Annotated in this window: 8 protein-coding genes; 6 read left to right on the top strand and 2 right to left on the bottom strand. The window is 65.7% G+C overall.

The window, feature by feature from the left end:
* Positions 1 to 6: 6 nt before the first annotated feature.
* The gene (locus G365_RS0108980; protein WP_019645187.1) at positions 7 to 2370 is read right to left on the bottom strand and encodes a Tex family protein; all 2364 of its coding nucleotides are present in this window, start codon (positions 2368 to 2370) and stop codon (positions 7 to 9) included.
* A 297-nt stretch (positions 2371 to 2667) separates the two neighbouring features.
* Here G365_RS0108980 and G365_RS22860 point away from each other — a divergent pair, with 297 nt between their 5' ends.
* Entirely contained in the window at positions 2668 to 4365 is a 1698-nt protein-coding gene (locus tag G365_RS22860) for a methyl-accepting chemotaxis protein (protein ID WP_019645186.1), read from the top strand.
* Between the two features lie 23 nt (positions 4366 to 4388).
* Here G365_RS22860 and G365_RS0108970 read toward each other — a convergent pair whose 3' ends face one another.
* Positions 4389 to 5900: a multicopper oxidase family protein gene (locus G365_RS0108970; RefSeq protein ID WP_081628511.1), complete on the bottom strand. Its 1512-nt coding sequence runs from the start codon at positions 5898 to 5900 to the stop codon at positions 4389 to 4391.
* 203 nt (positions 5901 to 6103) lie between these two features.
* Between G365_RS0108970 and G365_RS0108965 the strand changes: the two genes are divergently transcribed.
* From G365_RS0108965 to G365_RS0108945, 5 genes are all read left to right on the top strand, one after another.
* Positions 6104 to 7372, top strand: a complete 1269-nt coding sequence (locus G365_RS0108965; protein ID WP_019645184.1) for an imelysin family protein — start codon at positions 6104 to 6106, stop codon at positions 7370 to 7372.
* Between the two features lie 90 nt (positions 7373 to 7462).
* A complete protein-coding gene (locus G365_RS0108960; RefSeq protein WP_019645183.1) occupies positions 7463 to 8911 on the top strand; it encodes a di-heme oxidoreductase family protein in 1449 nt (482 codons plus the stop codon).
* 25 nt (positions 8912 to 8936) lie between these two features.
* Positions 8937 to 10079 carry an imelysin family protein gene (locus G365_RS0108955; RefSeq protein WP_169545097.1) on the top strand — a complete coding sequence of 381 codons (1143 nt, stop codon included), beginning with the start codon at positions 8937 to 8939 and terminating at the stop codon, positions 10077 to 10079.
* A gap of 3 nt (positions 10080 to 10082) precedes the next feature.
* Positions 10083 to 11225, top strand: coding sequence for a DUF1513 domain-containing protein (locus tag G365_RS0108950; protein ID WP_019645181.1), 1143 nt, complete (start codon positions 10083 to 10085; stop codon positions 11223 to 11225).
* 97 nt (positions 11226 to 11322) lie between these two features.
* Complete coding sequence (locus G365_RS0108945; RefSeq protein WP_019645180.1) at positions 11323 to 12405, top strand: AbrB family transcriptional regulator; 1083 nt, start codon at positions 11323 to 11325, stop codon at positions 12403 to 12405.
* The last annotated feature ends 124 nt before the right edge of the window (positions 12406 to 12529 follow it).

The raw sequence follows: 12529 nt of genomic DNA, 5'->3' as shown, positions 1-12529 counted from the left end.
GTATCCTTATTTGGTTTTCCAGCCCGCCCGGGCGAAGGCATCGGCCAGAGAGCCCATGTCCTGCTTCTGCGGTCTGGCGGCAGGCTTGGCAGCAGCCGGTTTCCCTGCGGTGCTGCCACCCCGGCCTGCGGCGTTGGCCGCAGCAGGGCGCCCCATGCCGCCGGGGGCGGACCGTGGCCGGTCTTCTTTCGGGCCGGGCTCGTCGCTCATACGGCGGGTCAGGGCGATGCGGTTGCGCTTCAGGTCGACTTCCAGCACCTTCACCTTCACCACGTCCCCGGCCTTGACCACATCACGCGGGTCTTTGACGAAGCCGTCGGCGAGGGCGGAAATGTGGATCAGCCCGTCCTGATGGACGCCGATGTCAACAAAGGCCCCGAAGTTGGCGACGTTGGTCACCGTGCCTTCCAGCACCATCCCCGGCTTCAGGTCACTGACCTTTTCAACACCGTCCATGAAGGTGGCGGTCTTGAATTCCGGGCGGGGGTCACGGCCCGGCTTTTCCAGCTCTTTCAGGATATCGGCCACCGTCGGCACCCCGAAGGTGTCATCGGTGAACTGTTCCGGCCGTAGGGTGCGCAGCACGGCGACATTGCCGATCAGACCGTCGATGTTGGTGTTGGCGGCCTTCAGGATCCGCTGGACCACCGGATAGGCTTCCGGGTGGACCGAGGAGGCATCCAGCGGCTGAGTGCCGTTGCGGATCCGCAGGAAGCCTGCGCACTGTTCAAAGGTTTTGGGGCCGACCCCGCTGACGTCCAGCAGGTCCTTCCGGCTGGAGAACGGGCCGTTGACATCACGGTGAGAGACGATGTTTTCCGCCAGCCGTTCCGACAGACCGGCAACGCGCGACAGCAGCGGGGCAGAAGCGGTGTTGAGGTCAACGCCAACGGCGTTCACCGCGTCTTCCACCACGCCATCCAGCGCACGGGCCAGCTTGGTCTGCGACACGTCGTGCTGGTACTGGCCGACGCCGATGCTCTTCGGCTCGATCTTCACCAGTTCCGCCAGCGGGTCCTGCAGGCGGCGGCCGATAGAGGCGGCACCCCGCAGGGACACATCAACCCCCGGAAGTTCCTTCGAGGCATAGGCCGAGGCGGAATAGACCGAGGCCCCGGCTTCGTTGACCACCACCTTGGTCAGGCGGTAGTCCGGCAGCTTGCGGATCAGTTCCATCGCCAGCCGTTCGGTCTCGCGGCTGGCGGTGCCGTTGCCGATCGCCACCAGTTCAACCCGGTGCTTCATGGTCAGGGCCCCCAGCACGGCCAGTGCCGCATCCCACTGGCGTTGTGGCTCGTGCGGGTAAATGGTGGCGGTTTCCACCAGCTTGCCGGTGGCATCGACCACTGCGACTTTGACCCCGGTGCGGAAGCCGGGGTCAAGGCCCAGCGTCGGGCGCATCCCGGCGGGGGCCAGCAGCAGCAGATCTTTCAGGTTGGCGGCAAAAACGCGGATCGCCTCTTCCTCGGCGGCGTCGCGCAGGCGGCCCATCAGATCCATTTCAATATGGCCGGACAGCTTGACCTTCCAGGTCCAGCGCACCACCTCGCCCAGCCACTTGTCGGCGGCGCGGCCCTTGTCGATGATCCGGGTGAAGGCGGCAATCTTGCGTTCTGCCGGGCCCGGATCGCGCGGGTTTTCCGGGTCGTCGCGATGGACCAGCGCCAGACGCAGCACGCCTTCATCGCGGCCACGGAACATAGCCAGCGCGCGGTGACTTGGCACTTTCTGGATCAGTTCACGGTGGTCGAAGTAATCGGCAAACTTCGATCCGGTTTCCTGCTTGCCGTCAATAACGGCAGAGGTGAGGAAGCCGTCGGTCCACATCATATCGCGCAGCCCGCCGACCAGTTCCGCATTTTCGGCGAACCGTTCGATCAGGATGTGCTTGGCCCCTTCCAGCGCGGCGGCGGCATCGGTGATGCCTGCCTCGGCATTCAGGAAGCGGGCGGCCTCAGTCTGCGGGTCCAGCGTCGGGTCGGCATACAGGGCATCGGCCAGCGGTTCCAGACCGGCTTCACGGGCAATCATCGCCTTGGTGCGCCGCTTGGGCTTATAGGGCAGATAGATATCTTCCAGCCGGGTCTTGGTGTCGGCGGTGATGATCTGCTTGCGCAGTTCATCGGTCATCTTGCCCTGTTCTTCTATACTCTTCAGCACCGTCTGGCGGCGGTCTTCCAGTTCCCGCAGGTAGACGAGGCGTTCTTCCAGCGTGCGCAGCTGTATGTCATCCAGTCCGCCGGTCACTTCCTTCCGGTAGCGGGCGATAAAGGGGACGGTCGAGCCGGAATCCAGCAGCTCCACGGCGGCATTCACCTGCGCTTCGCGGCACGACAGTTCCTGAGCGATCTGGGCAGCAATCGACAGCATTTAACGGATGACTCCCGGTACAAAAAAACGGACAGGTGGCGCAAAAAAACAGAAAGGGGCCACCCGGATCGGGCTCCCCCATCCAGACCCTAACGCGTTTCCGCCCTGCGAAGCAACCGCCGTGAGACGGGTGACAGGCTGCGGATTTGTCTGCATGACTGCCTAAGTACAAAACAGGTCTAGGTGTAATAAAACCTTATCTGGATGGAGGCTGACAGTTCCGGTAGCGCTGGCGGCGGGGTTAAAGGGGCCTTTTATGAAAGGGGCGGAATGGTTATGCCTTCCGCTTGATTGCGCATGATGCTGTGGAATATTCGCGTTCAGACCCGCCTGATCCTTCTGGTATCCGTTTTATGCGGTGTGATTGCCGGTGTCGGTGTTGCCGGTGTCTGGGGCGGGGCGACGGCCCGGCAGGCGCTGGACGCAATCCGACGCGACCGGGTTGCCCCGATCGAGCTGCTGAAGCAGACCGGGCAGGCCTATCAGCAGCTTGTCGATCAGGTGAACCGCTTTGACGCCGGGCAGGTGCCGGCAGCAGAGGCCGAGCAGACAATCGCGACCCTTCGGGCGCAGGCCGCAACCCAATGGCAGCAGGCCCGGCCCTTTTTTGTCAGTGCTGCCGAGATGAAGGCCGCCGATGACTATGAGGCGCTGGTGTTCACCGCAGCCCAGAAAGTGGACTGGCTGGTGCAGGCGATCCAGAGCGGTGATGCCGAGATGGTCAACCGCTTCAACCGGGATTACCTCTATCCGACGGTGAGCGAACTGACGACAGCGCTGGATGCGTTGGAACGCCTGCATCTGGACGCGATGAAGGCGTCTTATGATGCCTATGCCGAAGTTTATACGCTGGTGCTGGCGCTGGTCGTCGGGGGCGGCGTCGCAGGCTGCCTGATCGGGGCCGGGGTCGGTTTTGCGGTGATCCGGTCGGTGGAGCGCCCGCTGAAGCGGCTGGAAGAGACGGTATCGGCACTGGCGGCAGCGGATCTGGACGCTCCGGCGGCTCAGGTCGGGCGCAGGAATGAGTTTGTTCCGCTGGCCCGCGGGCTGGAGGAATGGCGGCAGGCGATGCGGCAGGGGCAGGCCCTGCAGGCAGCGGAACTGGCGGCGCAGGCCCGGCAGCAGCAGCGTCAGCAGGCGCTGGAAACGGCGATTGCCGGGTTCGACCGGTCCATCGCTGATGTGGCTGAAGCCCTGCGGCTGGCGGTCGGCAGTATGCGCACCTCTGCTGATGGGCTGGTGCGCAATGCCGGGCAGGCACAGGCCCGGACGAATGATGCAGCAGAACAGATCGAGCAGGCCGTCAGCAGCCTTGAGACCATTTCTGCCGCCAGTACCGAGCTGAGTGCCTCAATCGCGGAAGTCTCCCGGCAGGCCCACGAAACGGCGGAGCTGGCCGATGACGCGGTCGGCGATGTCGGGGATGTCCGGCAGCGGGTTTCGCAGCTGGCTGAGGTGACCGGCAAAATCGGCGATACGGTCACCCTGATCGGCGATATTGCGGCCCGTACCAATCTGCTGGCCCTGAATGCCACCATTGAAGCCGCCCGGGCCGGGACGCTGGGCAAGGGGTTTGCCGTGGTGGCGGGTGAGGTGAAGGGACTGGCCGGGCAGACGGCAGCGGCAACGGAAGAGATTACCGCCCTGATCGCGGCCATTCAGGTCGAAACAACAGCCGTGGTCGGGGCGATTGAGGCTGTCAGTGCCCGTATTACCCGGATCAGCCACCATGCCCATGCCACCGCCGGGGCGGCTGAACAGCAGGATAGTGCGACGGCAGAGATTTCCCGCTCGGTGGTGGCGGCGTCAGAGCGGACCCGTGATCTCAGTGACCGGGTCCGCGATGTGTCGATGGCCGCCGACGAGACCGGCAGCATGGCGCAGCAGGTGTTTTCCGCCGCAGACAGTCTGGTACAGCGCCGTCGGGTGCTGGATGATGCGGTCAGCAGTTTTCTGCTGACCGTGCGGGAGGAGGATGCCCCGCAGGCCGCGTAAGGCAAGGGGCCGCGGGTGGCGGATTATGCCACCCGCACCACCCCCATCATGCCGCTGGCCTGATGTTCGATGATGTGGCAGTGCATCATCCAGTCACCGGGGTTGTCGGCCACCACCGCCACCACCGCCCGCTCCTTGGGGCCGAGCAGGACGGTATCGCCGGTCTGGCCGGTCCGCATGCCGGCCCGGGTGGAAGAGACCATCTGCACCGCCAGCCCATGCAGGTGGATCGGGTGCGGATGTGGGGTGTAATTGGTCAGTTCCAGCAGATAGGTCTTATTCCGCTGCAGGGTGGCCAGCGGGGTGCCGTCGCCGCAGATTGCGGCTTTGGCATCGGCAAAGCTCTGGCCCGGCAGCATCGGCAGTTCCGGGGTCGGGCCGGTGACGCCATAGGCTTCCACCCACGCCCGCCGGTTGATCGACCACAGCGCCGGTTTGGCGCCATCGGCCTTCTGGCCGTCTTCCACTCCGGCCCCGAAATCAAAGCGCAGGCTTTCAGCGGCGGCCAGATCCGGGACTGTGACCGGATTGGCGGGCAGAGGGCTGCGTTTTGGCAGGCTGCGCTTCCGCGATGGCCCATCTGCGGTCAGCGTCAGGACTGTCCACGGGGTGCTGGAGGAGGTGTTGCTGAAGCTGACGCGGTCTCCGGCCCGGTCGGGCATCCGTACCAGCAGGTCGCAGCGCATGCCGGGGCCGATGCTTTCGCGCTCCAGCGGTTCCGGGCGGGCCAGCGGGTGACCGTCGATGGCAATGACCTGCACCGCCGCCCCTTTCGGCAGGTCGTCGGCGACAATCCGCAGGATGCGGGTGACATCGGCATTGCACAGCCGCAGCCGCACCAGTCCGCCGGATGGCGCGGTCAGCACCGGGGCCTCCTGCCCCGAGGCAGTATGCAGCGGGCCGAAAGTTCCGGCGCGGCCGGACTCCCGCTCGTCAACCAGATCAAGCCAGCTGCCGTCCTCACCGATCCGCCAGTCCCGCAGCAGCAGCGGGATGTCGGCATCGAAGCCGGGGTCGTCGCGTTCTTCGACGATCAGCAGCGCCGACAGCCCGCGGGAGAGCTGGGTCAGGCTGTTGAGGTGCGGATGCAGCCAGAAGGTCCCGGCGTCGGGAGGGGTAAAGGTATAAGTGAAGCTTTCGCCCGGCCTGACCGGGTTCTGGGTCAGGAACGGCACGCCATCCATCGCCACCGGCAGCCGCAGGCCATGCCAGTGGACGGTGGTCGGCTCCGGCAGGTGATTGGTGAAGACGGCGGTGAACGGCTGCCCCTGCTTTGCCCGCAGGACCAGCGGGGCAGGGGCCCCGGGCAGCGGCGCTGGGCCCTCCGCGCGGTAGCTCCACAGGGTTTCCGTTTTCCCGGCCCGGAAGCTGTGGGGCAGCGGCAGGGCTGCAAAGGCGGTGCTGACCCCGGCGGCCCGGGCCGGGGTGCCGCGCAGCAGGGCGGGCAGGCCAACCGGCAGAGCCATAGCCCCCGCAGCAAGGGCAAGACTGCCGCGCAGCACAGTGCGGCGGCTGGAAAGGAGCGGTGCGGACATGGCGAAGACCATTTTTCTTTTGATGGCTTTATGTTAGGGGGCTGCGAGTGATTTTGCAAATAATTTGCATTGACCCTGCCGGGCTGCGGCAGTACCACACAAAGGTGCCGCCCCGGACCGGACCCCGGCCTGACCGGAATTTGTGAGCCGGTGCGGCTCTCTGACATACGCAACCTTACGCTCTGAAAGCGGGGAGAAGCAGGATGAAAGCGCTGTTGGCGGCAACGTCGGTTCTGGCCATGGTCGTTGGCGCGTCCCTTCCGGTGCAGGCGGCTGCGCCGTCGAACAAGGAAGTGGTCGCCACCTATGTGACCATCGCCCATGCCAAGTTTCAGGATACCCTGACGGCGGCGAAGGCCCTGAAAGTGGCCGTGGATGCGATGATCGCCAACCCGACCCCGGAAACCCTCGCCAAGGCGCGGGATGCATGGAAGGCGGCCCGTGTGCCCTACATGCAGACGGAAGTCTACCGCTTCGGCAATCCGATCGTTGATGATTGGGAAGGCAAAGTGAATTCCTGGCCGCTGGACGAAGGCCTGATCGATTATGTCGATACCGCCAAGTACGGCGAAGAATCTGACGAAAACCCGTATTTCCGTGCCAACGTGATTGCCAACAAGTCGGTCAAGCTGGGTGGCAAGACCATCAACGCCAGCAAGATTGACAAGAAGCTGCTGGGCAAGACCCTGCATGGTATCGACGAGATCGAGGCCAATGTCGCCACCGGCTACCACGCGATCGAATTTCTGCTGTGGGGGCAGGACCTGAACGGCACCGGCCCCGGCGCCGGGGACCGTAAAGTCACCGATTTCGACCCGAAGGCCTGCACCAACGGCAACTGCGAACGCCGGATCCAGTATCTGAAGACGGCGGTTGACCTGCTGATCGACGATCTGGCGGAAATGGAAAAGGCCTGGTCCGCCAAGGGGGCCGCTGCGGCCGCCCTGACCAAGGGCAAGCCGGAAAAGGCGCTGGTTGCCATGCTGACCGGGATGGGCAGCCTGTCTTACGGCGAGCTGGCCGGGGAGCGCATGAAGCTCGGCCTGATGCTGCATGACCCGGAAGAAGAGCAGGACTGCTTCTCTGACAACACCCATAACTCCCACTATTACGATGCGGTCGGGATCCGCAGCGTCTTCACCGGCAGCTACACCCGCCTTGATGGCAGCGTGATCAGCGGTCCGGCCCTGAAGGATATCCTGCCTGCCACCGATGCGCAGGAACTGGGGACGGCGCTGGAAACCTCTGTCGCGAAGATGCAGGTTCTGGTGGACCGTGCCAATGGTGGCGAGGCCTACGACCAGATGATCGCGGAAGGCAATGTGGCCGGGAATGCGGCGGTGCAGGCCGCGATTGACTCCCTGCTGGCCCAGACCAAGGTGATCGAGCGGGCGACCAAGACCCTTGGCCTCGATAAGATCGCCTTTGAAGGGTCTGACAGCCTCGACAACCCCTCGGCGGTCGGCAAGTAAGCTGTTGCCTGTTTTCCTGATGCGCCTGCGGGGGCCGGATCTGAGTCCGGCCCCCGTTGGTGCTTCCGGCCCTGCTGATCTGGAATGATTATGAAACGTGTTGCTCTGCCCCTGCTGCTGCCGGTCCTGTTGCTGTCCTCCGTTCCGGTGGGGGCGGCGGAACCGGCGGCCTTCACCCCCGGCGAGGACCGTCCGGCGGGGGATCTGACCCACCATCAGCCCCGCGATAAAAAGGCCTTCACCCGCCCGGCGGCGACGCTGACGGCAGATCAGATGATGCGTTTTAAGCTGGGGGATGGGTTTTTCCGGCGGATCTGGGTGTCAGCCCCGGCCTCGACGCAGGCGGCGGACGGTCTGGGTCCGCTGTTCAATTCCCGCTCCTGCCAGCGCTGTCACGTCGGGGATGGCCGGGGCCATCTGCCCGATGGCAGTATGGGGTCAGAGGCGTTTTTCCTGCGGCTGTCCGTGCCCCCGCGCACGGAGGCGGAGCAGAAGGCTCTGGCCGACGGACGGCAGGCGGTGATCCCGGATCCGGTCTATGGCACCCAGTTACAGACATCCTCGATACAGGGGCATGCGGCGGAAGGGCAGGTGCGGATTGACTGGACTGACCGCCCGGTGACGCTGGCCGATGGCCACCGGGTGGTACTGCGCCAGCCGCACTATCAGATTACCGGTCTGGCCTATGGTCCGCTGGATCCGGACGTGATGATATCCCCCCGTGTCGCCCCGCCGATGATCGGTCTGGGGCTGCTGGAGGCAATCCCTGAGGCTGATCTTCTGGCGAAGGAAGATCCGGATGACCGGGATGGTGATGGTATCTCCGGGCGGGCCAACCGGGTGTGGGATGTCGCCGCCGGGGCGGTGCGGATGGGGCGTTTCGGCTGGAAAGCCGGGCAGCCGACGCTGGATCAGCAGAACCAGAGTGCCTTTAACGGCGATATCGGTCTGTCTACCCCGCTGTTCCCGAAAGCCGCCGGGGACTGTACGGCGGCGCAGGCCACCTGCCTGACCGCACCGGACGGCAACAGCCCGCAGTATCAAAACCTTGAGGTTCCGCAGGCTGTTTCTGATCTGGTGCTGTTTTACACCCGTACCCTGTCCGGCCCGGCCCGCGATGCGCGGGTTGCGGCATCGGCGCAGGTGCTGCGCGGCAAGGGGCTGTTCACCGATATCGGCTGCGCCGCCTGCCATACCCCGCAGCACCGCACGGCGGATCAGGGTGTTGATCCGGTTGTCGCCGGGCAGACGGTCTGGCCTTATACAGATCTGTTGCTGCATGACATGGGCGACGGGCTGGCTGATAACCGGCCGGAAGGTCTGGCCGATGGCCGGGAATGGCGGACACCGCCGCTGTGGGGGCTGGGTCTGACCGCCGTTGTCAGCCCCCGCGCCGGGTATCTGCACGATGGCCGGGCGCGGACGGTGCTGGAGGCGGTGCTGTGGCATGGTGGCGAGGCTGCCGCCGCCCGGGACCGGGTGCAGGCCTTGCCCGCCGGTGACCGGGATGCCCTTCTGGCATTTCTGAATGCGTTGTGAGGATGATCTGATGGGGAGAGAGTGGATGACCGGACCGACCTCTGTTATGGCCGTTGCCGCCGCTGTGCTGCTGCTGACCGCGGCCCCGGTGCTGGCGGGGAAGGATGTCGAGGATCCGCGTGTGGTTTCCGACCGTGACATGCTCGCGCTGATCACCGCACAGACGGACCATCAGATCATTCCGGGCTATCGGGCGTTTGCCGGGGCCTCGGCCACTCTGGCGGATGCCGTCGGGCAGGCCTGCGCGGATGGCACGCTGTCGGCGGCGGAGCTGACGCCCCTGCGCAGTGCCCATACGGCTGCCTTTGCCGCCTGGCAGCGGGTGCAGCATCTGCGCCTTGGCCCGGTGATGGAGCAGGACCGGTTTCACCGTATTGAATACTGGCCCGATCCGAAAGGATTGGGCGGCAGGCATCTGAAGGCGCTGCTGACCGAGGCCGAGCCGCCTGCACTGAAAGAGGTGGAGCCGGGCAGGGGCTTCCGCAGCGGCAGCATTGCCGTGCAGGGGTTTCCGGCATTGGAGCGCCTGCTGTGGGATGAGACCGAGGAGGGAACGCCGCAGCGCCGGTGTGCGGTGGTCACCGCGATTGCCAACACCCTGAAGACCATGGCAGCCGAGACGGCGGAGGGCTGGACCCGGCCCGACGGTTTCCGGCAGCAGCTTCTGGCATCGGAGACGGGAACCCCCGCGTTCCGGGCCCCGGTCGAGGCGCTGAAGGCCCTGCACGGCAGCCTGTCGACCGGATTGCAGGTGATGGCTGATCTTAAACTGTCGGGGCCGCTGGGCAGCGGCGCTGACAAGGCGCGGGCAGAGAAAGGCGAGGCGTGGCGGGCCGATCTGACCCTGATCGCCCTGCGCGCGAATGCCGAGGCAGCGCGGACCGCCTATTATGGCACCGGGGCCGGGGAACTCAGCCTGCGGGCACTGGTCCGCCGCCATCCGGATGGTGAAGATGTCGATGCGTCAGTCAGTCATGGCCTGACGGAAGCGGTCCGTCTGCTTGATACCCTGAAGGGCGGCTGGCGCGAAACGCTGGAAAACCCGGACGGGTACCGCACCCTGCAACTGGTGCGCGGCAACCTGCAGACGGCGCTGGCGTCGGTTCAGACCGATGTGAACGGTATCCTTGGGCTGGGGATCGGCTTTAATGCACTGGACGGGGACTGAGCAATGTTGTCGCGCCGCCGTGTTCTGCACCGGCTGCTGACCGCCGGGGCAGCCCTGACCGTCCCGTCTTTTGCTGTGCCGGTGCTGCCGTCTGTCTCTGGTCGGGCTGTTGCTGCTGAACCGGAGGCGGACTGGCCGCTGCTGCTCAGTTCTGCCCGGGGGCCGGATGGTAAAGACTATGCGGTCGGCTGGCACCCGGAGGGCGGGATTCTGTGGCGACAGCCGCTTCCGGCGCGGGCTCATGGCCCCGCGCTGTCGCCGGACGGGCGGGTTGCGGCCTTTCCGGGGCGTCGCCCCGGCAGCACCGTGCTGTTGGTTGACCCGGAGGACGGGCGCAGACTGGCCCTGTGGCAGGCGCCGGAGGACCGCAGTTTTCAGGGGCATGCCGCCTTTACGGCGGATGGCCGTCTGCTCTACACCACCGAGGTCAGGGCGGATGCGTCTGCCGCTGACGGGGAAACCGGTGTGCTGGGGGTATGGGACGTTGCCAGCGGCCACCGCCTGGGAGAGGTCTCCACTCACGGCATTGAACCCCACGAAATCCGCCGCATGGCGGACGGGGTGACGCTGGTGGTGGCCAACGGAGGTATTCTGACCAGCCCGGAGACCCGGCGCGTCAAGCTGAACCTTGGGGCGATGGATACCTCGCTGGTCTATCTCGACAGCCGCGATGGTCGCCTGCTGGAACAGGTCCGCCCGCCGGAATCTCTGCAGCGGGTCAGTCTGCGGCATCTGGCGGAAACCCCGGACGGAGCGATGCTGGTGGCCGGGCAGTATCAGGGCAACCCGGCGGATGCGGTGCCGCTGCTGGCCCGTCACCGGCGCGGTGAGGCCTTAAGCTGGGTGCCGGTGCCGGGGGAGACGGTCGCTGCCCTGAAGCAGTATTGCGGCAGTATCGGGGCGCTGGCGGATGGCCGGTTTGTGGTCACCAGCCCGCCGGGGGGGCTGGCGTTGCACGGGCAGGCCGACGGGAGTGGCGAAACCCGACAGATCGCCCGGCCCGATGTCTGTGGTCTGGCGGTGGATGGGGCGCGTGTGCTGCTGACCACCGGTTTCGGGGAAGTGCTGACCCTGTCACCGCAGGGGCAGGTGGATCTGTTGGCCCGCGAGACTGTGCAGTGGGATAACCATGCGCTTTTTGCATGACTCGGCCTGAAAAGGCAGCGGGAATGGCGCTTGTTGCCCATGGGCGACCCCGATAGGCTGGGACCACTTGAAATAAGTGTGCGCGAGGAAACCCATCATGCCGTTACCTGCTCTGCCCGACCGTCGTGATGTGATCGGGTGGGGGGTGACGGTGGCGGCATCTCTGCTGGCGGCGGTGGGTTTTGATGTTCTGGCCCTGCCTGCGGCGTGGGTGTCGGGGCCGATGCTGGCAACGGCGGCGCTGGCGCTGGGTGGGGTACGGGTGGTGATGCCGCAGCAACTGCGGCAGCCGGTGCTGCTGTTGCTGGGGGTTGCCATGGGGGCATCGGTGACGCCTGATGTGGTGTCCCAGTTGCCGCGCTGGCCGTGGACCCTGCTGGGGGTGATTCTGACCCTGCCGCTGGTGATGACAGCTTTGATGGGGTACTACCGGAAACTGACCGGGGCGGACCGGATCACGGCCTTCATGGCATCGGTTCCCGGCAGTCTTGGGTTTGTGCTGGCACTGGCAATTGAGGTCAAGGCTGACGCCCGGCAGGTTGCGCTGGTCCATGCCGTCCGGCTGTTCCTGCTGGTGCTGATCCTGCCGGTGGTGGTGACGCTGGGCGGGGCGACAGCCACGGTCAGCCCGGTGGTGGCACAGCTTTCCCATGATCCGCTTCAGATTGCCCTGCTGCTGGCGGCGTCGCTGGCGGTGGGCGGGGTGCTGCATCTGTGCCGGATGCCATCCGCCCTGATGGTCGGGGGGATGGTCGGCAGCGCGGTCCTGCATGGGACCGGGATCAGCCATGCAACCCTGCCGCAGCCGGTGCTGTCGGTGTGCCTGCTGGTTCTGGGGGCGATGATCGGGACCCGGTTTGCCGGAACCACGCTGCGGCAGCTGGGGCAGATGCTGCCGACCGCCGTCGGGGGAACCCTGATTGCGGCGGCGCTGGCGACCGGGCTGGCGGCGATTGTCGGGGCAATGACCGGTTTCAGCTTCGGGCAAATGGTGATGGCCTATGCCCCCGGCGGGCTGGAGGCAATGGTCTTCGTTGCGATGGCGCTGGGCTATGACCCGGCCTTTGTCGGCAGTCACCATCTGGCGCGGATGCTGTTCACCGCCTTTACCCTGCCGCTGGTGGTCAAGGTGATGTTTCCCGAGCTGGGGCGGCCCGCCCCTGAGAAAGACGGTCCCTGATGGCCCGTCCGATAAAAAAGACCGCCCGGCCGGAAGATCCGGCGGGCGGCTGAAGGTGCGTATAGTCTCAGAGTAAAAGCAGATTCTGCGCAACACACTGCGGCAAAATCAGATCCCGGCAGCA

Source organism: Novispirillum itersonii subsp. itersonii ATCC 12639 (genome assembly GCF_000381985.1).
GTDB lineage: Bacteria > Pseudomonadota > Alphaproteobacteria > Rhodospirillales > Rhodospirillaceae > Novispirillum > Novispirillum itersonii.
This window is presented reverse-complemented; position numbering and strand designations above follow the sequence as displayed.